This is a genomic window from Halomicronema hongdechloris C2206 (assembly GCF_002075285.3).
Classification (GTDB): Bacteria; Cyanobacteriota; Cyanobacteriia; order Phormidesmidales; family Phormidesmidaceae; genus Halomicronema_B; species Halomicronema_B hongdechloris.
Map to the genome: position 1 here is coordinate 1,170,866 of NZ_CP021983.2, position 22,895 is coordinate 1,193,760.

Annotated in this window: 19 protein-coding genes and 1 pseudogene; 13 read left to right on the forward strand and 7 right to left on the reverse strand. The window is 54.2% G+C overall.

The features are described 5' to 3' along the window. Positions 1 to 137: 137 nt before the first annotated feature. The 3 genes from XM38_RS05405 to XM38_RS26790 all read left to right on the forward strand — a co-directional run bounded on the left by XM38_RS05405 (position 138) and on the right by XM38_RS26790 (position 3,269). A complete protein-coding gene (locus XM38_RS05405; RefSeq protein WP_187329291.1) occupies positions 138 to 929 on the forward strand; it encodes a PAS domain-containing protein in 792 nt (263 codons plus the stop codon). Between the two features lie 66 nt (positions 930 to 995). Continuing rightward, positions 996 to 2,056, forward strand: a protein-coding gene (locus XM38_RS28655) for an IS630 family transposase (RefSeq protein ID WP_088431532.1) whose coding sequence is annotated in 2 segments (ribosomal slippage) — positions 996 to 1,458 and positions 1,458 to 2,056 — 1,062 coding nt in all. Because the reading frame shifts where the segments join, the coding sequence is not laid out codon by codon here. A 16-nt stretch (positions 2,057 to 2,072) separates the two neighbouring features. Further along, positions 2,073 to 3,269, forward strand: coding sequence for a putative bifunctional diguanylate cyclase/phosphodiesterase (locus tag XM38_RS26790; protein ID WP_225889442.1), 1,197 nt, complete (start codon positions 2,073 to 2,075; stop codon positions 3,267 to 3,269). On the opposite strand, the gene XM38_RS05420 is transcribed toward XM38_RS26790, so the two are convergent. From XM38_RS05420 to XM38_RS05435, 4 genes and pseudogenes are all read right to left on the reverse strand, one after another. After that, entirely contained in the window at positions 3,241 to 3,612 is a 372-nt protein-coding gene (locus XM38_RS05420; protein ID WP_080806180.1) for a response regulator transcription factor, read from the reverse strand. The genes XM38_RS26790 and XM38_RS05420 overlap by 29 nt on opposite strands. 48 nt (positions 3,613 to 3,660) lie before the next feature. Further along, positions 3,661 to 4,896 (reverse strand): annotated as a pseudogene (locus tag XM38_RS05425) (DUF790 family protein); the annotation flags it as partial. Between the two features lie 29 nt (positions 4,897 to 4,925). Further along, a complete protein-coding gene (gene panB / locus XM38_RS05430) occupies positions 4,926 to 5,708 on the reverse strand; it encodes a 3-methyl-2-oxobutanoate hydroxymethyltransferase (protein ID WP_080806177.1) in 783 nt (260 codons plus the stop codon). A gap of 77 nt (positions 5,709 to 5,785) precedes the next feature. Further along, complete coding sequence (locus tag XM38_RS05435; RefSeq protein WP_080806172.1) at positions 5,786 to 6,865, reverse strand: ligand-binding sensor domain-containing protein; 1,080 nt, start codon at positions 6,863 to 6,865, stop codon at positions 5,786 to 5,788. Positions 6,866 to 7,458: 593 nt separating this feature from the next. Here XM38_RS05435 and XM38_RS05440 point away from each other — a divergent pair. The 3 genes from XM38_RS05440 to XM38_RS05450 all read left to right on the forward strand — a co-directional run bounded on the left by XM38_RS05440 (position 7,459) and on the right by XM38_RS05450 (position 9,929). Beyond that, complete coding sequence (locus XM38_RS05440) at positions 7,459 to 8,889, forward strand: form I ribulose bisphosphate carboxylase large subunit (protein ID WP_080806170.1); 1,431 nt, start codon at positions 7,459 to 7,461, stop codon at positions 8,887 to 8,889. A 190-nt stretch (positions 8,890 to 9,079) separates the two neighbouring features. Next, positions 9,080 to 9,493, forward strand: coding sequence for a RuBisCO chaperone RbcX (gene rcbX, locus XM38_RS05445; RefSeq protein WP_088429284.1), 414 nt, complete (start codon positions 9,080 to 9,082; stop codon positions 9,491 to 9,493). A 94-nt stretch (positions 9,494 to 9,587) separates the two neighbouring features. Then, complete coding sequence (locus XM38_RS05450) at positions 9,588 to 9,929, forward strand: ribulose bisphosphate carboxylase small subunit (protein WP_080806169.1); 342 nt, start codon at positions 9,588 to 9,590, stop codon at positions 9,927 to 9,929. Between the two features lie 95 nt (positions 9,930 to 10,024). Here XM38_RS05450 and XM38_RS05455 read toward each other — a convergent pair whose 3' ends face one another. Together XM38_RS05455 and glpX are read right to left on the reverse strand one after the other, a co-directional pair. After that, positions 10,025 to 11,311, reverse strand: a complete 1,287-nt coding sequence (locus tag XM38_RS05455) for a glutamyl-tRNA reductase (RefSeq protein ID WP_080806167.1) — start codon at positions 11,309 to 11,311, stop codon at positions 10,025 to 10,027. 339 nt (positions 11,312 to 11,650) lie between these two features. Further along, positions 11,651 to 12,688, reverse strand: coding sequence for a class II fructose-bisphosphatase (glpX, locus tag XM38_RS05460; RefSeq protein ID WP_080806165.1), 1,038 nt, complete (start codon positions 12,686 to 12,688; stop codon positions 11,651 to 11,653). Between the two features lie 193 nt (positions 12,689 to 12,881). Here glpX and XM38_RS05465 point away from each other — a divergent pair, with 193 nt between their 5' ends. The 5 genes from XM38_RS05465 (at position 12,882) to XM38_RS05485 (ending at position 18,681) form a co-directional block, all read left to right on the forward strand. Next, positions 12,882 to 14,468 (forward strand): glucose-6-phosphate isomerase, encoded by a 1,587-nt coding sequence (locus tag XM38_RS05465; protein ID WP_080806163.1) that lies wholly within the window; start codon positions 12,882 to 12,884, stop codon positions 14,466 to 14,468. Positions 14,469 to 14,917: 449 nt separating this feature from the next. Further along, positions 14,918 to 16,342 carry a phospholipase D-like domain-containing protein gene (locus XM38_RS05470; protein ID WP_225889192.1) on the forward strand — a complete coding sequence of 475 codons (1,425 nt, stop codon included), beginning with the start codon at positions 14,918 to 14,920 and terminating at the stop codon, positions 16,340 to 16,342. 375 nt (positions 16,343 to 16,717) lie between these two features. Then, positions 16,718 to 17,644, forward strand: a complete 927-nt coding sequence (locus XM38_RS05475) for an ABC transporter ATP-binding protein (protein ID WP_080806159.1) — start codon at positions 16,718 to 16,720, stop codon at positions 17,642 to 17,644. Beyond that, complete coding sequence (locus XM38_RS05480) at positions 17,641 to 18,435, forward strand: ABC transporter permease (protein ID WP_080806158.1); 795 nt, start codon at positions 17,641 to 17,643, stop codon at positions 18,433 to 18,435. Before XM38_RS05475 ends, XM38_RS05480 begins: the two co-directional genes overlap by 4 nt. A 6-nt stretch (positions 18,436 to 18,441) precedes the next feature. After that, the gene (locus XM38_RS05485) at positions 18,442 to 18,681 is read left to right on the forward strand and encodes a DUF6737 family protein (protein ID WP_080806156.1); all 240 of its coding nucleotides are present in this window, start codon (positions 18,442 to 18,444) and stop codon (positions 18,679 to 18,681) included. Positions 18,682 to 18,758: 77 nt separating this feature from the next. Here XM38_RS05485 and XM38_RS05490 read toward each other — a convergent pair whose 3' ends face one another. Next, a complete protein-coding gene (locus XM38_RS05490; RefSeq protein ID WP_088429290.1) occupies positions 18,759 to 19,571 on the reverse strand; it encodes a 3'-5' exonuclease in 813 nt (270 codons plus the stop codon). A gap of 451 nt (positions 19,572 to 20,022) precedes the next feature. Between XM38_RS05490 and ilvB the strand changes: the two genes are divergently transcribed. Both ilvB and XM38_RS05500 read left to right on the forward strand, forming a co-directional pair. Next, positions 20,023 to 21,888 carry a biosynthetic-type acetolactate synthase large subunit gene (ilvB, locus tag XM38_RS05495; RefSeq protein WP_080806152.1) on the forward strand — a complete coding sequence of 622 codons (1,866 nt, stop codon included), beginning with the start codon at positions 20,023 to 20,025 and terminating at the stop codon, positions 21,886 to 21,888. 421 nt (positions 21,889 to 22,309) lie between these two features. Further along, positions 22,310 to 22,831 (forward strand): hypothetical protein, encoded by a 522-nt coding sequence (locus tag XM38_RS05500; RefSeq protein WP_080806150.1) that lies wholly within the window; start codon positions 22,310 to 22,312, stop codon positions 22,829 to 22,831. The last annotated feature ends 64 nt before the right edge of the window (positions 22,832 to 22,895 follow it).

The window sequence follows — 22,895 nt, forward strand, 5'->3', positions numbered from 1 at the left end:
AATTTGTAAGAGTCCTGTCTATTCTGATGCGCCCACACCTGAGCTTGATCCCGACATCTTTCGGTCTGTGTCTTCTGGGCAGTAGTGTTTCCCTGCTGTTGCTGAACTTAGAGTCCTGGGATGGAGAGCAGGGTCCCTTGTCAGCGTCTGTTCCCTTGGGCACCGTCATTGCCCTGATCGGGATTACCATCGTGAGCATGACTTGGCTATCGGCCTGGATACTATCGCAGCAAATGATACAACTGATTCGCCAGCTCACAGAGTATCTGCTACAGGTGCAAGCCGGGGATTGTGATCGTCCCATGCGGGGATTGATTTGGAGCCGAGATCTGGTGCATGAACTCAATCGTTGGTCGTCTCTGCTCGTGGATATTCTCCATGCCCACTACCGCATCGAGACCGATCTGCGGGAGAGTGAAGAACGCTACGCCCTAGCGCTGCAAGGAGCCAATGATGGCATCTGGGACTGGGATCTGCGCAGCAATCGTATGCACTACTCCAGTCGCTGGAAAACCCTCCTGGGCTATGACGAGGAAACCATTGGCGCTAGCCCCGAGGATTGGTTTAGCCGCATCCACCCCGAAGATCTGCTCTCAGTCAAGGTGAGTCTGGCTGCCCATCTGCAGGGAGAAACCCCCCACTTCGAGAGTGAACATCGCCTGCTCAGGGGAGACGGTCGCTATGGTTGGGTTCTAGTGCGTGGTCTGGCCGTTTGCGATCAGCAGCATCAAACCAATCGCATTGCCGGGTCATTGACCGACATCACAGCTCGCAAGCAGACAGAGGAACAATTGCGTTATGAGGCCCTGCACGACAGTCTCACCCATCTGCCCAACCGCACCCATTTGATCCAGCAACTCCAGCAAACCTTGGACACAGTGCGAGTCCATCCTCAGTATCTAGCAGCGGTGTTGTTGCTAGATCTATAGCAACCCTAAATGAGTTTAGAATGGGTAGTATATAAATATCATCAAGCTGTCAATACAGTTGTACTCATGAATAGTTTTCAATTAGAACACCAACAAAAAGTAGATAATCGTGCTATTCTATCAGACTTTATAAGTAGTAATCCTGATTCAAGAGAGCTTAAGCGAGCATTGGCTGTAAAAATGGCATTGGAGGGTGAGCCATATTTTAAGATTACCAAATTTCTGGGAATAAACAAGTCTTTTATTACATATTGGAAGAACAGATTCGAAGCACAAGGCATTGAAGGTATTAAACTCGGCTACCAAGGATCAAAAAGTTACCTAACCCCAGATGATCGTACAGAAATTATCTCGTGGCTGAGAACCAGAAACTACTGGAACTTTGATGAATTAGTTTCATATTTAGATGAACATTATGATGTGATTTACAAGTCTAAGCAAAGCTACTATACACTTTTTTCGGAAGCAGGTATTAGTTGGAAGAAATCTCAAAAAACCAACCCGAAATCTGATCCAGCTCTAGTCAAAAAAAAAGAGAAGAAATCCAAGGATTTATCCGTCAAAACCAGTTCAAAATTGAGTCTGGGGAATTGATTGTACTTTTTTTGGATGAGTGTCATCTCCTTTGGGGTGATGTTTGTGGATATGTCTGGGGCAAGACAGATATGCGAATCGAAATCCCTATTACAAACGAGAGAATCAGGCAAACATATTATGGCGCATTAAACTATCAAACAAAAGAATTTATTTTGCATCCTTACGAGAAAGGGAATGGAGAGAATACAGTTGCTTTTATGAAGTACTTGCAGGAACAAAATCCTGGGAAGCAAATCGCATTAATTTGGGATGGCGCTAGTTATCATAAGTCACAAGAGATCAAAGATTTTTTAGCTACAGTCAATCATGGGAAGGAAGAGACAGAATGGCAATTCAAATGTATTCTATTTGCACCCAATTCACCAGAACAAAATCCAGTGGAAGATGTTTGGTTACAAGCCAAAAATTCATTGAGAAGATTTTGGAGGTTGTGTCGTTCTTTCCCCGCTGTAAAGTATCTGTTTGAGTTCTTTATAGATCATCAAAAGTTCGATTTTTCTAAAATAGAAGAATATTCACCTTGTTCATAAATCAACTGGGATTGCTATAGATCGCTTCAAGATTGTCAACGATAGCTTAGGCCATGCCGCTGGCGACCAATTGTTGCAGTGTTTGGCCCAGCGTCTAGCCACCTGTGTTCGCCCCAACGACTTTGTGGCCCGCTTTGGTGGGGATGAGTTTGTGATTTTGCTCAATAACCTCAGCAGTGCGGCGGGGGTGGGCCAAATTGCCCGTCGCATTCAGACCCAGTTACTGCAGCCGCTGACCCTGGACGGTTACGATATCTCTGTCAGTGCCAGCATTGGTATCGTCCCGGTCAATGCCACTTACTGCCATCCCGAGGATTTGCTGCGGGATGCCGATACAGCCATGTATGAAGCTAAAGCCCGAGGCCGCTCCTGTGAGGTCATTTTTGATCAATCCATGCACCGCCGGTCGATGACGGTGCTGCAATTGGAAGCCGACCTACGGCGAGCGATTGAGCGCCAGGAATTTTGTCTGTACTACCAGCCGATTTATTGCTTGGCCAATGGCCGTTGCCAGGGGATGGAGGCCTTGGTACGGTGGCATCACCCAGAACGGGGGCTGGTCTCACCATCGGACTTTATCCCCTTGGCAGAAGAAACTGGTCTGATTGTGCCCATTGGCGAGTGGGTCTTGCAGACGGCCTGTGCCCAGGCCAAGGTCTGGTACGATGCGGGGCAGGAGCTGAGCATGTCGGTGAATTTATCGGCCCGGCAACTTCAGGATCCTCAGCTACCCGATAGAATTGCCCGGGTGCTGAGACAGGCAGGACTCCCGGCTCATCTGTTGCAATTGGAGGTGACGGAGAGCTTTGCCATGGCAGATGTCCATCTGACTAGCCAGCTATTGCAGCAACTCAGAGCCATGGGGATGCAGATTGCCATCGACGATTTCGGCACCAGCTATTCCTCTCTGGGTTACCTGCGGCGCTTTCCCGTGAGTGTGCTGAAGATCGATAAGTCGTTTGTGCAGGATGTGGGTGTCAGTCAGGATGCTGGAGTCATTATCAGCGCGATTATCGCCATGGCCCACATCCTCGACATTAAAGTCATTGCTGAGGGGGTTGAGACCGAGCGCCAACTAGCCTTCCTGCGCAACCAAGAGTGTGATAGCATCCAGGGATTTCTCATGGGCTGCCCTCTGCCTGCCAATCAGGTAGAGCAGTGCCTGGAGTGCATGGAAAGTTGGGCTATCGCCGCTGACGCAGCAGTTGCTTAACGGTTTCCACCATTTCACTGGGACGAAAGGGTTTAGCGATGTAGGCGTCGGCCCCTTGTTTCATGCCCCAATGGCGATCAAATTCTTCGCCCTTGGAGCTACAGATGACAATGGGGATGTCTTTGGTGCTGGGATTATTCTTGGCCCAGCGGCAGAGTTCATAGCCGTTCATATTGGGCATGATGATGTCGAGCACCATCAGATCTGGAGGGTTGGTTTGCAGTATTTGTTGGGCTTCGACGCCATCTTTGGCTTCGGTCACGGTCATTCCTAGCTTGATTAGGAGGCCAGCGATCATCTCCCGCAGGGTGGAACTGTCATCTACGATCAAGATCGTGCTCATAGGCCTTCCTAATCCATTCGCTCGGGTGCGCCATCGCGTATCTCTAGATTATGGCGAATTCGTGCGATCGCAAATACCCTGCAGCACCTGCAAGACGGCCTTAGGCTGCAGCTTTTCCTTAAACCAAACAATGGGGACCGGAATATCCTGCAGCCGCACCCCAGCCTTGTCCAGGTTTAGCCGCTCCGACACCGCCAGAATTAAAGGAACCTGGCCTGCCTGCCGCACTTGGGCAAATTTCTTGCGCAGATAATCGGGGCGCCAGTAGCCCACGATTTCTAGTAAAAACTCCCGACCATCCTGGTGGACCAGACGGAAGTCAGGAATCATGACACTGCCGGGGATGGGAATCAGATCCACTTCCCGTTCCAGACGCCACTCACTCTGCGCCGGCCAACGCTTGGCGAAGGACTGCTCTAGGAGGCTGTCGTAGGGTTTGCCGGGGGGATAGTGGGAGACCAGTCCACAGTCGCTCTTGAGGGTATAGTGATGTTGCCGCAGGTTGCCGCTATAGCGATCCCGCAACTGCAGGGTAGCCATCAGGCTCCAGCGGCTGACATGGAGCAGAGCCGGTAGCACCTTGGCCATGTCGAGGCCATAACGGGTACTGGGCTTGAACAGACTGGTGGGGCCGTCGATGGTGATGGTGAAGCCATGGTCGGCATCCCCCTCGATATAGGCCATCAGGCGAAATAGCTTCAGGTAGCGGAACATCAGCTTATATTCGCCCGGGTCGTTGCGGTGGAGATTCAGTACCACCTGACTGGCCTTGTAGAAGATGCCCTGTACTTGGGATAGGTTGTAGCGGTGCAGTAGGGCGGCGGCGGTGGGAGCCTCGCACTCCACCAGAATCCGGTTTTCCTGTAGATCGGCGTAGAGTCCCTGGCGGATGTCGGCAGGGGTGACCTCTCGTTCTAGCTCTTGGCTGAGCTGCTGAGCCAGAATGGCCAGGTGGTGCTGAGCCTGAGTAGGGTTAGGGACAGTAGTAGCCGCCAGAGTAAACACCCGTTGCCGTAACTGGGAAGGCTCTAAGGGGCTGACGATGTCGAAGTGGGCGAAGCTACTGCGGAGAATATGGGCCAACCCTCGCTGGATGCGGTAGTCGGTGTTTTCTCCTTCCAGTTCTTGGAGGTGGCGATTTAGCTCTCCCTGGGACTTGCCCTGGTGTTGCCGAAAGCACTCGATCAGGTCGGCGGCTAGGGCCAGATAGGGGCCATCTAGGGCCAAGCGCTTGGGCTGGATGGCTTCTCCCTGATAGCGGTGGATCAGTAGGTCTGATGGTAACGTCGGTGGTCCCCTCCTGAACGAACTGCTTAGGGGTTGGGAAAGCGCCGGGTCCGCACCTCTTCACAGAATTGATGGGCGGCATCTATGGCGCTCTGGCGCAAATTGCCGTAGGCCTTGGCGAATTTCGGCTGCCAGCTCGACAGGCCCAAGACATCGGCGGTGACCAGCACCTGGCCGTCACAATGGGCACCGGCCCCGATGCCGATGGTGGGAATAGTCAGGGTTTGGCTGATCTGCTGGGCCAGCTCGGCCGGGATATGCTCTAGAACGATGCAAAAGGCTCCGGCAGCCTCTACGGCTTTGGCTTCTTCCAGAATACGTTGGGCTGACTCGGCAGAGGTGCCCTGGCGACGAAAGCCACCGAACTGATTCACCGACTGGGGGGTGAGCCCCACATGGCCCATGACGGGGATGCCGACCTGCACCAGGGCGGCAATGGTAGGTGCGATCGCAGGGTGCCCCCCTTCCACCTTTACGGCTGTAGCTTCTGTCTCTTGCAAGACTCGCCCGGCCGAGTGGATGGCCCCGGCCACACTCACCTGGTAGCTGAGGAATGGCATATCGACCACCAGGGGGACCCGGTCGACGGCCCGTCGCACCGCCTTGGCATGGTGCAGCATCTCCTCCAGGGTCAGGGGTAGAGTGGTCTCATAACCCAAGGCCACCATGGCCAGAGAGTCTCCCACCAAGACGATATCAGCCCCTGCCTGGACGACAATTTGCCCCGACATATAATCCCAAGCGGTCAGTACGACGATGGCGCGTCCATCTCGTTTCCACTGCTTAAACTGGTGCACGTTGACAACCATGCCGACCTCACGCGAAGGATACGGTTGTCAGAATATCAAAGAGCTTTAATGAAGTGAGCACCGTTGTTGCCCTTGACCTAAGGCAAAGCTTGTCCCACCGCTGGGTTCATAAAGCCCCGGTGGGTACGTCCCTGACCAGTGGTGAGGCTAATCCAAGCCAAGCCTTCACTGGTGCCAGCCCATAGTTTATTTCCCACCTCTGAGGTCAACGCCAGAATGCGGCCAGACGGTAGATTGGGCACCCGGCCCAGTTCGGCACCGTTATAAGGATTGAGTTTGTACAGCCCAGCGTCAGTACCGACCCAGAGGCTGCGATCGGCATCAAAGTTAAGGCTCAAGACGTTGCGATCGCGCATCACCGTCACCGACCGCACCAACCGGCGGCTAACCGGATCAACCACCTGTAACCCAGTTGGGGTGCCGACCCAGAGTTGTCCATGGGGGCCCAGCCGCAGGGCCTGCACCACTTGTCCAGACAGGCCATATACACGCCCCATGGTGTAAGCCCCAGCAGTATTGACTTGTACCAACCCTGTCAAGGTCCCGACCCAGAGATGCTGATTTTGATCGAGTGCCAGTGTATTGGCGCTAACCCCTGGTAAAGTTTGTAGCGTCGTCATCAGTAACCCGCGGTCTGGACTGACCATAGCCAAGCCGCGATCGGTGCCCACCCAGAGAAATCCACGGCTATCGATCAACAGCGATAGGATGCGATTGGATGGCAAGCGAAAATTTTGAGCCGTAATTTCGTCCGTCCGCGGCTCCACCCGGACTAGGCCATCGTAAGTGCCTACCCAAACCCGACCCACCCGATCTTGGGCCAGGGCCCCGATGGTCCGACTGGGCAAGTTTATCCGCGCCTGGATGCGACCACTATTTGGATCAATGCGAGCCAATCCCTGCCAAGATCCTACCCAGAGACTACCGGTGTAGTCGGGTTGCAATGCCCCCACTCGATAGTCAGCCGCCGGAGCTGCCGTTTCCGAGGGCAAGCTATCCACCGTCGAGGGGGGTAGGGCTGACTCCGATGCCGGAGTTTGGGCAAGCTGGGCACCGCCCTCGTGATCATGCTCCAAGGCAGTAGTGAAGCCTCCCCACCCCAACAAGGGTAAGCCAGCTAGGGCAGCTAGCAATCTACGGGATGCCTTTCCTGGCATATATGTGCGTCTCCCTAATCCACGACGAAGGGGCTAGTGTCAGTCAGTGTCATGGGGTCGACCTAGCCATAACCGCTGTGAGTGCCCACAAGTATAACAACCGCCATACAGCTTGAAGCAGTCGCCCATTAGATGGCTCCTAGAGCTTCGGCTTCTGGCTAATCTGGATGACTTCAACGATCTGGCCAAGATTCCCTTAAACAGATACGGCAGCTCCTTAACCCAGCAGTTAACGCCATGCCGTTATCACCCAAGCACCACGGCCAAACCCCCATGGTGAGGCCAGGTTACATCATGTGAAAAAACATCATGGGATGCTAAGAAAATGCATAACTAAAAGTTATGAATATATACAGATCTTTCGAAATCAAACTTATTTGATCGCTGGTAGTATTCTTAGGGCATAGGGTACTGCAGGACACCTGAGTGCTTATGGAGCAGCCATTGCGGTAATGCTCTGTTTTTTGCTAGCCACCTCGATTACATGCAACCTCTGCGCTGAGTCAGTCCTTGGAGGCTCTTCAGGAGGGTTGCCTGGGGTTGTTGCCCTCGAGGGGTTCATGAGGAGATTGTAGATTCACAGGAAGGGAGATATGTCTTACTCTCAGACATCGACTCAGTCAAAAGCTGGATATAAAGCCGGGGTACAGGACTACAAGCTGACCTACTACACCCCGGATTACACCCCGAAAGATACCGACATTCTGGCCGCCTTTAGAATGTCTCCCCAGCCTGGGGTGCCTCCAGAGGAAGCTGGAGCCGCCGTTGCAGCAGAATCCTCCACGGGGACCTGGACGACGGTGTGGACCGACCTGCTAACCGACCTGGATCGCTATAAGGGTCGGTGCTATGACATCGAGCCTGTCCCTGGCGAAGACAATCAATACATCGCCTACGTCGCCTATCCTTTGGATCTCTTCGAGGAAGGCTCTGTGACCAACATGCTCACCTCGATCGTAGGCAATGTGTTTGGGTTCAAGGCTCTGCGAGCCCTGCGTCTAGAAGACCTGAGAATACCCGTTGCTTACCTCAAGACCTTCCAGGGTCCCCCCCATGGCATCACCGTGGAGCGGGACAAGCTAAATAAGTACGGTCGTCCCTTGCTGGGTTGCACCATTAAGCCCAAGCTGGGGCTGTCGGCTAAGAACTATGGTCGAGCCTGCTATGAATGCCTGCGCGGTGGTCTAGACTTCACCAAAGACGACGAAAACATTAATTCTCAGCCGTTTATGCGCTGGCGCGATCGCTTTTTGTTCGTGGCGGATGCTATCCACAAGGCCCAGGCTGAAACCGGTGAAATTAAAGGGCACTATCTCAACTGCACCGCTCCTACCTGCGAAGAAATGTTGAAGCGGGCTCAGTTCGCCAAAGACCTGGAAATGCCCATTGTCATGCACGACTACCTGACCGCTGGCTTTACAGCTAACACTACCCTGGCTAGATGGTGCCGCGACAACGGCCTGCTGTTGCACATTCACCGAGCCATGCACGCCGTCATCGATCGCCAGCGTAACCATGGCATGCATTTCCGGGTCTTGGCTAAGTGTTTGCGCATGTCCGGTGGCGACCACATCCACACCGGTACCGTGGTCGGCAAGCTGGAAGGTGATCGGGAGAGCACCCTGGGATTCATCGACCTGCTGCGGGAAAACTACGTCGAAGAAGATAAGTCCCGCGGGGTCTACTTCACCCAAGATTGGGCCTCCATGGGTGGTGTCTTTGCGGTGGCCTCCGGCGGTATTCACGTGTGGCACATGCCGGCTCTGGTGGAAATCTTCGGCGATGATTCCGTACTGCAGTTCGGTGGTGGTACCCTGGGACACCCCTGGGGCAATGCGCCTGGAGCAACGGCCAACCGAGTTGCCCTGGAAGCCTGTGTGCAGGCCCGTAACGAAGGTCGTAACCTGGCCCGTGAAGGCTCTGACATCATTAAGGAAGCTGCCAAGTGGTCTCCTGAGCTGGCAGCGGCCTGCGAACTGTGGAAGGAAATCAAGTTCGAATTTGAGACCATGGATAAGCTCTAAGGCTATCTAGAAGGATGCGATAGCCCTTTGGGGTGTGGTCTTTGACCATTGCATTCTCTGCCCATGGCGTCGTGGTGTTTGACTGCTGTTCCCAAACTGTGAATAGCTGCCTAAAAAAAATGTGGCAGTGGGCTGTAGTCAAGCTAAGCCATCTCTGCCGAAGTTTCCCCTTAGGGGACCCAGTACATCGATGGATCTCAAGCGCACAGCCAAGGATACCGCCAAGGTACTCATTAGCTATCTCACGTTTCAGGCAGTCAAAACTGTCTTAAGCCAGCTTCGGGAGACCGATGTGCCCCGTGCCTACTGGTTGAATGCCTTTTCAACCAGGGAGGCGCTTCAAGACGGTGAGGCTTATATCGAAGCCTTACTACAGGAGCATCCTGACTTGGCTATGCGGATTATGACCGTACGCCAGCACATTTTCGAAGAAATTGCCGAGTTTTTGCCGGAGATGGTGAACAGTGGCATTCAGCAGGCCAATATGGAACACCGACGCCGCCATTTAGAGCAAATCACCCAGATGAGCTCTGATGACTTAGTGGCTGATGCAGATGCCCGCATCGATATTACACCAGACTCAGAGCCGCCGAATGGGTCTTGAAGACAGGACTATGGACGGCAGTGGTAGTCTTTGCCAATCTGTCTTAAATGCCCTATCGACATCATCCACCATTGAAGATTACTAACGAGGAACCATGAAAACTCTGCCCAAAGAGCGTCGTTACGAGACCCTATCTTATCTGCCCCCCTTAACGGATGCCCAGATTGAGCGGCAGATTGATTACATCTTGCAGATGGGTTATATTCCTGCGATTGAGTTCAATGAAACCTCGGATCCTGAGGTTTACTACTGGACCATGTGGAAGCTGCCTCTATTTAATGCCTCTACGCCCCAGGAAGTCCTGAGTGAGGTGCAGGCGTGTCGTTCTGAGTACTCCAACTGTTTCATCCGAGTGGTGGGCTTTGACAATGTGAAGCAATGCCAAATTCTTAGCTTCATCGTCCACAAGCCGGGTGCCAGCACCTATCGCTACTAAAAAGCGCCCAGCGGCTCGTAGCTAGGCGTCTTATAAAAGCCTGGAGGTAAAGCCTCCAGGCTTTTTCAGGCTTTCTGTAGCCGTAGACAAAGAATCTACTTTTTGCTCGGGGTAGGCTCCAGGTTAAACAACAAGTGGAGGGTTTGCATGGCATGCTTGCGGGCTTCGATATCTCGCTGGGCCCGCAACTGCACCATGGGATCATGGAGAATTTTATTGACGATACCCCGGGTCAGAGCTTCGATGACCTCTTGATGCTTCTCCCCGAATTCGGCGCCTAGGCGAGAGAGGGCTTTCTCGAGTTCCTGCTCTCGAATTGACTCAATTTTGCTGCGCAGGCTGCTGATGGTCACAACTGTGTCTAAGGAGCGCCACCAGTCTAGAAAACTATCGACTTCATTCTCTAGAATCGCTTCGGCCTCCATAGCCATACGGCGACGGCTCTCCTGATTCTGAGCAACGACGGCTTTTAAGTCGTCTACGTTAAAGGCGTGAACATTATCGAGGTCATTGGTGTTGCGGTGCACATTACGAGGCACGGCAATATCAAACAACATCATCGATTGATCTGGTGACAGAATAGCTTCTAAGGCCTGACGATCCAGAATAGGCTCGGTAGCTGATGTACAGGTAAAGACTACGTCGGAGGCAACTAAGGTGGCCTCTAACTCGTCCATGGTGCCAGTGCGGATGGAGGCTTGCTGAAACTGCGCGGCTAATTCATTGGCTCGAGGTAGGGTGCGGTTGAGAATGGTAATTTGGGTGGCGTCTTTGGACAGGAGATGCTGTACCAACAACCGGGCCATCTTACCGGCTCCTAGAATACTGATGCGGCAGTCGCCGAGATTAGGTTGCTTCAGTTTGGCTAACTCAACGGCCGCGGAGCTGATGGAAACGGCACCGCTGCCAATGTTGGTTTCGGTGCGAACTCGCTTACCGGCAGTGATGGCTTGCTTCAGTAGACGGTTCAAGATGCGGCTAGCCCCTTTGTGTTGCTGGGCTAGTTGATGGGCATGTTTCACCTGGGACAGTATCTGCCCTTCCCCGAGAACTAGGCTGTCGAGCCCTGCCGACACCCGCATCAGATGGGTAATGGCGTCTTGATGCAGCAGGATGAATAGATGCTGTCGCAGCTCATGGAGGGAGAGTTGCCCGTAGTCTGCTAGGAACTGGGTAACTTCGCGCACCCCCTGTTCGGTCTCTTCCGTGACAATGAGAATCTCTAAGCGGTTACAGGTGCTCAGAATGGTGACTTCTTCGATATGAGGGTAGCTGGTGAGTTGTGCGATCGCATCGGCGGTCTGGGGCGTTGGAATGCTTAGCTTTTCGCGGACTTCAACGGGTGCGGTTTTATGGCTTAAGCCCACTACGGCGATATTCATTCTTCCTCCCAACAACGTTTCTTAATGCATTGGCCCAAGCGGGGCGATCGCTTGATTTAAACAGGCTTTGGCAATTTCAAGGAACGCCAACAATTTTGAACTTAAAAAGAAACCGAGCCCGACTCAAGAAAACTCAACAAAAGTCCATCAAATTGGCGTTACAGAGACCAAAGGACGATAACAAAGTCAACAAAAAGGGATAAAGCGTCGACCTACAAGGGGACTACCTCTATCCCATGGTAAAGATAAATGTCCGGTATTTGTTGACATACAAAGCCAGCAGCAGGGGAAGCATGCCCCATCGTTGCTGAGGGATGATGGTTACAGGGCAATTGGCCCCTAGCGTAATTGCAATGACTTGGGCTGGTCGAACATGTGGATAGTGTCGACAAAGCGGGCGGTCTTGGACTGGCTGGAAATAACTAGACTCTGGGTACGGGCACCCCCATGGAAGAACCGCACCCCGTCCATGAGATCGCCCTTGGTGATGCCAGTGGCTGCGAACAGGACGGTTTCTCCAGAGGCTAGGTCTTCGGCGTTATAGACCTTGTCGGGATCGGTGATGCCCATTTCCGAGAGGCGAGCGATGTTGTCTTCTTTGCTCTCGCCAATGAGGCCGGTTTTAACCACGGCGGGGTCGTAGACTAATTGCCCCTGGAAATGGCCTCCCAGGCAGCGCATGGCGGCGGCAGAAATCACCCCTTCTGGGGCTGCCCCGATGCCCATGAGGGCATGGACGTTAGTGCCCATGAAGGCGCAGGAGAGGGCGGCAGAGACATCGCCGTCGGAAATTAGCCGCACCCGAGCGCCGGCGTCACGGATTTCCCGAATTAAATCCTTGTGCCGATCCCGCTTCATGACCACGACAACCAGCTCGTCGAGGCTGCGATCGAGGCACTCAGACAAAATCTTCAGGTTCTCGGTGGCGGACTTATTGATGTCCACATGTCCCCTAGCCCGAGCCGGAGCTGCCAGTTTCTTCATGTAAAAGTCAGGGGCGGCAAAGAGTCCGCCTTTTTCGGAGATGGCAAGTACGGCCATGGACCCCGGTTGACCATAAGCCACTAAGTTGGTGCCTTCACAGGGATCGACAGCGATATCGATCTCGAGCAATTCATCGGGATTACAGAAGGCATTGGCGTTTTCGTGGGTGCAGATACCGACTTCTTCGCCGATATAGAGCATGGGGGCGTCGTCCCGTTCTCCCTCACCAATGACGATGCGACCCCGCATGTGGATCTGGTTCATGCGCTCCCGCATGGCTTCCACGGCCACATGATCGGCGGTATTTTTATCGCCTCTTCCCATCCAGCGGGAGGATGCGATCGCAGCTTGTTCAACGACTTCAATAATCTCTAAACCGAGGGTGCTTTCCACGGGACAAATCCTCCAAAACTGCCGTATTTGCGTCCTTCTGCCACGCCTAACCTCAGTGACATAGTCTATCAGACGGTGGTAGTCGGGGATAGTGGGAATCGCCACTGACTCCAGGCTGGATGCCGCTGTCTTAAACTGCAGCCGGTACACTGAATCAGTGGTCAAGTGGTTCATGGCAGGAAAGGAGATAGGGATGGACGCAGCAGCTCTCTGGCACCGCTACCGAGACTGGCTCTACTATGACGCCGGGCTGAGGATATATCTGGATATCAGTCGCATGCAGTTTGACGCGGCGTTTGTGCAGCAAATGACTCCGCGCTTTGAAAAGGCGTTTAAGGACATGGCGGCCTTGGAACAAGGTGCGATCGCAAATCCGGACGAAGATCGCATGGTGGGTCACTATTGGCTGCGGGATCCAGATTTGGCGCCGACCCCAGAGTTGCGACAGAGCATCATCGACACCCTGGTTGACATTGAGCAGTTCGCCAGCCAGATTCGCACCAGTGTCATCTATCCCCCTGGCCAAGAACGCTTCACCGACATTCTCTCCATTGGCATCGGCGGCTCTGCCCTGGGGCCTCAGTTTGTGGCCCAGGCCCTGGGTCCCGACTTCCCTCCCTTGGCTATTCACTTCATCGACAACACCGACCCCGAAGGCATTGACCGTATCCTGGCTCGTCTAGACGATCGCCTCAGTACCACTATCGTCCTGGTGATTTCCAAGTCGGGGGGAACCCCCGAAACCCGCAACGGCATGATCGAAGTGCGGACGCGCTTCGAGCAGAAAGGATTGCACTTCCCTCGTCAGGCCGTCGCCATCACTGGTGTCGACAGTAAACTCGATGTCCTCGCTAAGCAAGAGGGCTGGCTGGCCACTTTCCCCATGCATGACTGGGTGGGGGGACGCACCTCAGAGCTATCGGCGGTGGGCCTACTGCCAGCGGCCCTACAGGGCATCGATATTCGCTCCATCCTGGGCGGAGCCAAGGCCATGGATGCGTTGACTCGAGTACCACGGCTACGGGATAATCCGGCGGCCCTGTTGGCCTTGGCCTGGTACCACGCGGGTAATGGCAAGGGTGAGAAAGACATGGTGATTCTGCCCTACAAAGATAGCCTGCTGTTGTTTAGCCGCTATCTGCAACAGCTAGTAATGGAGTCCCTAGGCAAAGAAAAAGACCTAGACGGCAACGTCGTGTATCAGGGCATTGCCGTCTATGGCAATAAGGGCTCCACCGATCAGCATGCCTATGTCCAGCAGTTACGGGAAGGGGTGCCCAGTTTCTTTGTCACCTTCATCGAAGTACTCAAAGACCGGGACGGCAAGTCCCCTGATGTAGAATCCGACGTCACGGCCGGAGATTATCTGTTTGGTCTATTGCAGGGAACTCGTCGAGCCCTGTTCGAAAAAGACCGTGAGTCGATTACCATCACCATCCCCGAGGTTAGTGCTCACATGGTGGGGGCCTTGATTGCTTTCTATGAGCGGGCTGTGGGCCTCTATGCCTCCCTGGTTAATGTCAACGCGTATCACCAGCCCGGGGTAGAGGCAGGAAAGAAAGCGGCAGCCAGCGTATTGGAGTTACAGCGGCAAGTAGTGCGAACCCTGCAACAGGCCGACCGCCCCCTTTCCCTTGAGGAACTGGCAGCCCAGACCCAACACAGCGACGATATTGAGATCATTTACACCCTGCTTCGTCATCTCCACGCCAACCAGCGCGGCGTCACCATCCAGGGAGACCCAGGCTCTCCTCTAGATCTCACCGTGACCGCCCCCTAGGCCTCTGCGGCAGAAATAATGCCTCTGTTGACTAGAGCGGCAAGGCTACATTTATCAGGATCTCCCTTTCTGCCTTCTGCCTTCCTACTTCTGCCTTGGCATACTAGGCGATGCCATCGCGAGCTCAGCCGAGGCCATGACCACAGCTGTACTGTTTAGACGGCGCAATAGTTCTGCGCCAGCGCATGTACCGGGTCATGGCCCAGTTTACCCGCAGCGATCCTTTGCAGCGTCAGGCCCAGAGGCCACGTAAATTCTGGTCGGACTCAACCGATGATGACTGTTACCAAGCGTGAGCTGACTGTATCCGGAAGCATACAAAATGTAATGTTTGCCTAGCCCATTGCCATGGGGCTCCCTGACATTGAGCTTTGATAGGTGATGGCGGCTGGCTGTTAGCGATGGCAGTACGGGGGATAGCTAAGCCTAGATGCGTTTGGATATCAGCGGTGTCATCATTCTCTTCTGGCTGCAAATGGGGGGTTCTAGGAGCCGTCAGCCTGTTATTCACCCTGACCGTTGGCCGTTGGCAGGCCCGCGATTCCCTACCCCCTGCCTTAGACCCCCTGCCTCAAGATCCACAGATTCAGGTGTATTTCAATCAGGTCCAGTCCGATACCTATCGGGATGCCTACCGCGACATTGAGCGCTACGGCGATGACCTAGAACACCAGATTATTGCCGTGATCGAACAAGCCCGGGTCTCCATCGACGTGGCCGTCCATGAGCTGAATCTACCAGGAATTGCCCAAGCCCTGCGAGAGCGCAGTCAAGCTGGAGTGGCGGTGCGAGTAATCCTAGAAGATACCTACAGCCGCTCTTGGAGCCAATTTACGCCGACCGACTTAGCCGACCTTGATGGCCGCGATCGCACCAAATATGAAGACTTTCTGCAACTAACCGATGGCGATGGGGACGGCCAACTGAGTCCCGACGAGCTCAGCCAACGGGATGCCCTGTATATTCTGCAGCAAGCCCAGATCCCCATCCTAGATGACACCGCCGATGGGTCTAAAGGTAGTGGCCTGATGCACCATAAATTCATGGTGGTAGACGGACGCTACGTCGTCACCGGGTCTGCCAACTGGACCCTCAGTGGCATCCACGGCGATCTAGACAACCCCGACAGCCGTGGCAATACCAACCACATCATTGTCTTAGACAGCGTTCCCGTGGCCCGTATCTTTCAGCAAGAGTTTACCTATCTCTGGGGAGACGGCCCCGGCGGGGCCCCTGACAGTCTTTTCGGGCTAGGCAAACCCTATCGCCCGGCCCAAACTGTAAGTCTCCCCGGCAGCATCCTGACGGTGCAGTTTTCGCCCACGTCGTCCTCTCGACCTTGGACCCAGAGCGGTAACGGCTTGATTGACCAGATCCTGAGGACTGCTACCCAACAGGTGAGCCTGGCCCTATTCGTCTTCTCGGACCAGCCCCTGAGCGATACCTTGGCTGCCAGAAGCGAAGCCGGAGTCGAGGTAAGTGCCCTGATCGATCCCAGCTTTGTCTACCGAGGTTACAGCGAAGCCCTGGACATGCTGGGGCTGGCCATGCCCGACCACCGCTGTCAATACGAGGCCAATAACCGTCCTTGGCCCTCCCCCATCTTGACCGTCGGTACTGCGGAACTGCCGCCTGGAGACAAACTCCACCATAAATTTGCAGTAATTGATAGCAATATCGTCATCTCCGGTTCCCAAAACTGGAGCCAAGCGGCCAACCAACTCAACGACGAGAATCTGGTTGTGATCCATAACCCCACCGTGGCGGCTCATTTTCAACGGGAATTCGACCGACTATACAACCTTGGGGAAGTCGGCATCACCCCAGAATTGCAAGTACGACTGCAAAAACAACGACGCAAATGTAACCTCTAGGGGAAGGCAGCATAACCCTTATTTCCCGTGCCAGAATAGTTGGAGAGTGGGAGGGTGAAGAATGAAGAATGAAGAATGAAGAGTGAAGAGTGAAGAGTGAAGAGCTTGCCCTGTTCGCGTTTCGCAAGCGACATGAAACGCGAAGCGAGTGCTTTGCACTCAGCGGCTCCGGAGGAGCAACATAGTCGAAGGGTGAAAAGTGATTCATTTCGCGCCCGCTACTCGCTACTCGTTACTTGCCACTCTCGTTACTCGTTACTTAATCACCCCGCCTCCCCTAAGCCCTGCGGGTAGGCTACGCCTTTCTTGAATGCCGTTAGACTATACACCCTACCACTCACCGACTCGCCTACCTTTTCATCTGCCGCTTTCCCCATGCTCGCTTCAGCCCCCTTCACTCTTACGGCCCATGACCTCTGGAAAACCTACGGCAATCAAACCGTGGTCCAGGAAATTAATTTGACCTTACAACCAGGGACAATTCTAGGGCTACTGGGTCCCAACGGTGCCGGCAAAACCACTACGGTGGCGATGCTTTATGGCTCGGTGATTCCTACCCGGGGATTTACCCAATTTGGCCCCTGGCAGATTCCGATCCAGGGCAAATATGCCCGCGCCGCCATGGGCATCGTCACCCAGGAGGACAACCTCGATCCCGACTTTACGGTATTCAAGAACCTTACCCACTTTGCCCACCACTACCGCATCACCCATCAGGCAGCCCGACAGCGGGCCGGTGAGCTACTAGAGTTAGTCAACCTACAAGATAAAGGGCCTTGCCAAATCGACGAGTTATCTGGGGGCATGAAGCGACGGCTAGTGCTGGCCAGGGCTTTGATTAACCATCCCCAGGTGGTCTTTCTAGATGAACCCACCACCGGCTTGGATCCCGATGCCCGCCAGGATTTCTGGCGGTTAGTGTTGCAGCTGAAACAGGCCGGCTGCGGGGTACTTCTGACCACTCATTACATGGATGAGGCCCAGCGACTTTGCGATCGCTTGTGCCTGTTACAGGGAGGCCGCATCATTGATGAGGGTAGCCCTAGGGATCTGATTGAACGGGTGATTGGACGGGAAGTGGCTGAAATCGAAGGGATTCCAGTCGAGAAGCTACGATACCTAGCCGACCAATTTCAGCGGTGGAGTCGTCCCTTTGGCAATGGCTATTTGATTAGCCTACCCCAGCATGATCCCGAGCCCCTCTGGCACCAGATCGAATCCCTCAATCCTGAGCGTCTCACCCGCCGTCACGCTAACTTAGAAGATGTCTTTCTGCGTCTGACAGGCACGGTACTGGAATGAGTCCAATCTCTATCAAGCCTTGGGAAATTAGCCCTTGGGGAGTGTATTCCGTCTGGTGGCGGCATTTTCAGGTCTACCGTAGTACCTGGCTGGTCAACTGCTTGCCTCCCATCTCAGAGCCCATTGTCTACCTGGTGGCCTTTGGCTATGGCCTCACCCCCTTGGTGGGAGATGTGACTTACCTAGGGCAACCACTGACCTATGCCGAGTTCATCGCCCCTGGCATGGTTGCCATTGGCGTCTTGTTTCAATCGTTTTTTGAGGGGGCTTACAGCAGTTTTATCCGCCTCAACTTTCAAAAGACCTGGCAGGCTCTGCTCACGGCCCCCCTTAGCTTCACCGAAGTGTTTCTGGGAGACTGGCTCTGGGCTGCTACCAAAGGCTGTATCGCCGGAGTCCTGACTGGGCTGGTAGCCATTGTCGCCCGCCTCTATACCTGGGACTATTTGCTATTATCTCTGCCGGTCATTGGGTTGGGTAGCTTACTATTTGGGGCCTTTGGTCTGTTTACGGCAGGGCTGGTCCGCAAAATTGACCAGATCAATGTGCCGATTTTCCTGGTGATCATTCCTATGTTTACCCTCTGCGGCACTTATTTTCCCCGTAGTACCTTGCCTGCTGGGTTGCAAGCCATCGCCAGTGTGTTGCCCTTGGCTGCCTTGATCGACCTACTGCGCTGGCCAGTGGCACTGCCCCCCTGGTGGCCTTTGTCTCTGCTGTGGTTGTTCGGCTGTACGGTGTTGATGGTATGGTTGGCGGTTCGGCGCATCTATCCGAAGCTATATACCTAAGACATGATGACATCTTCCCCGAGTCCCTGGCGGTATAAGCCCTGGTGGTGCCAACCCTGGTCGATTGTGCTGACTGGTTTGAGCCTCATCGGCGGCAGTTGGTGGTTACTGCATCGTTGGTGGCTAACTGCCTTGGTGGCGATCCCGGTGGCAGCCTGGATGGGCTTTTTCTTGTTGCTTTGGCCCAAGTTAGTGGTGCAGGCAGGTCTCTTGGACGAGGAGAGTGCTGGAGGAATGGAGAGCTAAGGCAAAGGCCACGCCGCTGTAGCCCTACTCTCCCCAACCGTTGCACCCAGTAGATCAACAGACATGATCCCAGCCCATTAGGAAAAATTGGGAGGTTGGTCTCGCATTGCCCAGTACAGCTGCTCCACATCTCCACGGCGATAAAAGATGCGACTGCCTCGCCGAGACATGCGGGCTTCCATGCCGGCCTCTTCCATCAGCCGCTGCACCTGCTGCCGGGGGCGGCCAATCAGGGTAGCTGCATCCTTGAGACGAATCCATTGTTGGCTAAAGCGAGCCAGCAATGCCTGATCGGATTCCTGTTGAATTTGTTGCAGCAACCCTTCGGCTAGCAGCCAGCAGGCCTTAGTATCGGCACCAGCCCGATGGGATGGTCCCACATCAAAACCAAAGTGTTGGACTAGATTGGGTAAACTGCGGGATGGTAGGTCAGCCAACAATAGTCTCGATAGCAACACTGTGCAGAACCGCCTATTGGCAGGGCGACTGTAGGACTGTCGCAAGCGTTGGTATTCTGCTTGCAAAAAGCCGTAGTCAAACTCCAGGTTATGGGCTGTCAGGATTCCCTGACTTAAAGCAGTACGACACTGGGGCCAGACTACCTCTGGGGCCTCCCCTTGCAGAACCATCTCTTGGGTAATACCGGTGACCCGGGTAATGATACGGGGAATACGCACTCCTGGATTAATCAAGAATGTCTGCTGCTGGTGGATGCCATCGGCCAGACTAGCCTGTAGGATAGAGACTTCAATCACCCGGGACCGATAGGCCAAGGATCCCGTGGTTTCTACATCGATGACTGTCAGGAGTGATTGGCTTACCTGTCGGTAGTAAGCCAAGAGATCTGTCGCAAGCAAAGAAGATTGACCGGATAGGGCTTTGGCAACCATACAACCCTGGGGCAATAGCCTCTGTTTATCCTAAGGGGTTTGATGCTCCTGAGGTAGATCATCCTGGGTATTGATGGCTAGGGTTACTGTTGGCGGGGTAGGATCACAGGTAATTGTCCAGAGGATGGGCTGGCGGCTGCTCCTGGATGCCCTGCGTGCTTTGTGTTCCGTATCCTTGCTTCAAGATGACCATGACTTGAGATCTGGGCGGCGGTGCGCCGTGGCCAGTTCCAGCCTGGGATTGGTCTTTCTCTCAGTAAGCCCCGAGGTCTGATGTTGAGCATGGCTCACTCCTGAAGTGGCCTCAATCAATTGTCTGGTCAGGGCCTTAGTTCTTCTGATAAAAATACGATTAGAGATTACGCACAGTCTGCCTGTTCCAAGGCATGATCGTTAGCAGTATTTTGTAATTTTTGTAACTATTCCCTTATTGTGTCGAGCTAGCATTCCCATGACTTCCACCCCTGTTCGAGTCCAACCGACAACGCCAGAGAGTCATCCTGTTATCCAACGGGCAACTGGAGCCTTTGCCCTGATTGATAGCCTGAAGCGGCATGAAGTTAAGCATATCTTTGGCTATCCTGGCGGGGCCATCCTACCCATTTATGACGAGCTCTATCGGGCGGAAGCAGCGGGTGATGTTCAGCATATCCTGGTACGCCATGAACAGGGAGCTGCTCATGCGGCTGATGGCTATGCTCGGGCGACTGGAAAAGTCGGGGTTTGTTTTGGCACTTCGGGGCCGGGGGCGACTAATTTGGTCACTGGCATCGCCACTGCTCAAATGGATTCGATTCCCATGGTAGTGATTACGGGACAGGTAGCCCGGGCTGCCATTGGTAGTGATGCCTTCCAGGAGACGGATATTTTTGGCATTACTCTACCAATTGTGAAGCATTCCTACGTGGCTCGGGATCCTAACCAGATTGCCGACATTGTGGCGGAGGCGTTCTATATCGCTCGGACAGGGCGGCCGGGGCCAGTGTTGATCGACGTGCCTAAGGATGTCGGCCTGGAAGCCTTTGATTATGTGCCCGTCAATCCGCACTCGGTGAAGTTGCGGGGGTATAAACCTACGGTGAAGGGGAATCCACGTCAGATCAACCACGCCATTAATCTGATGCGTCAGGCCGAACGGCCCCTGATGTATGTGGGAGGTGGGGCGATTACGGCGGGAGCCCACAACGAGGTTCGGCAACTGGCGGAGTACTTTCAGATTCCGGTTACCACCACGTTGATGGGGAAAGGAGCCTTCGATGAACATCATCCCCTGGCCGTGGGCATGTTGGGCATGCATGGTACGGCCTATGCCAACTTTGCCGTCAGCGAGTGTGATCTGCTGATCGCCATTGGGGCTCGCTTCGATGATCGGGTCACAGGTAAGCTAGATGAGTTTGCCTCTCGGGCTAAGGTGATTCATATCGATATCGACCCGGCTGAGGTGGGTAAGAACCGCGTTCCCAATGTACCGATTGTGGGGGATGTGCGCCAGGTGTTGATGGACCTATTGCGACGACTGCAGGAGCAAAGTCAGCCCCCCTCTCCTCAGCAGACGCGGACTTGGTGCGATCGCATCAACCGCTGGCGCCAAGATTACCCTTTGCTCGTGCCCAGCTATGAGGGCATGCTGTCTCCCCAGGAAGTCATTGTCGAGTTGGGGCGTCAGGCACCCCAAGCGTTTTACACCACTGATGTGGGACAACATCAGATGTGGGCTGCCCAGTTTCTTAAAAATGGACCGCGTCGCTGGATTTCCAGTGCCGGCCTGGGCACCATGGGCTATGGCATGCCAGCTGCGATGGGGGTTAAGGTGGCCTTACCCCACGAGGAGGTTATCTGCATTAGCGGTGATGCCAGCTTCCAGATGAATATCCAGGAGTTGGGTACGTTGGCTCAGTACGGCATTGCCGCCAAGACCGTGATTATCAATAACGGCTGGCAAGGCATGGTACGCCAGTGGCAGCAGACCTTCTTTGAAGAGCGTTACTCTTCCTCCAATATGGAAGTGGGCATGCCAGACTTTGAGCTGTTGTCCCAGGCCTATGGGGTTAAAGGTATGCTGGTCACTAGCCGCGACCAGTTGTCGGCAGCGATCGATGAAATGCTGGCCACACAAGGGCCTGTGGTCATGGATGTGCGGGTTCGCAAGGATGAAAACTGCTATCCCATGGTGGCTCCTGGCAAGAGTAATGCCCAGATGTTGGGCTTGCCTGAAGTTACTTCCCAGCGTCCGATAGAGACCCTGCAATGCAGCACCTGTGGTACTGAAAATCCCTCTAGCCATAGCTTTTGTCCAGCCTGTGGCGCTAAACTTTAGCACACACGCTCCAAAAGCAGTTAGTCCTGAGCACCGCGTCAGATTTCCGGCCAGATTTCTGGGTAGAGAACGGCGTAAGTTCTCCCCGATGGCTAATCGGCTAGGCAACTTCATATCTTTTACCGGCGGGTTGGGCCCTAGCACTGGTTATGCTCCTGGGTTCGACATGTTATAGCGCCCAAGGAACGAGTGTACTAGGGCTTCCTCAGGAGAACAGGCTGAAGACGCTTTTGTATGTCTTATGTGTGCTGGCTCTTGTGCTATGGGGAGTTGCACGCTAGCATGGCGCTTGATTCTTATATTTGATCCCTGATTCACTTTAGAATCGGGGGCTTTTCCTCAGGATTTCGGCCAATCTGTCGCAGAATTGCTGCAATGGAGTATCCTGACGGCAGTTAGTGGATTGCTAGAGGAGTAGAGGATGGCAGTTGCCCTCAAATCGGACACCTCCGATCAGGCTGACTGGGTCACTTACCGCAGTCAGACCTTAGCCCCAGACATCAAGCGGCCACCTCGCTACTCTAGGCGGTCCAGGCCACAAAGCCGGGCCAGACTAGCGCCGGTCCACTCGTTGCCGGTGGGACCTGATCAAGCTCCCTGGTTACGGTGGCTGAGATGGGTGACCATCGGTACCACCTGGCTAACAGCAGGTACCGTTGTCAGCACGCTAGCTCTATACGGGTTGTCTGTTTCCCTTAACCGTCAACTGACGGAGACGACCTCGCAGCTTACCCAGTTAGAACGCCACGAACATCGACTGACAACGGCAAACGAGTTGCTAAAGCACCATTTAGCTGACCAGGCCAAGCGTCCCCAGGCCGGGTTGATGTCTCCTCATCCCGAGCATGTATTGTTTCTGACGCCGGCCCCCCAACGGCCTACCGAGCCACCTCAGTTCCAGAGGTCTAGCCAAGAAGGACCACTATTTCCCATGGGATACTGACCCACGCCATTGCTAGCTCTGGCAGTTAACCAACGGGAGGCTCCAGACCTTGACTTAGACTTGC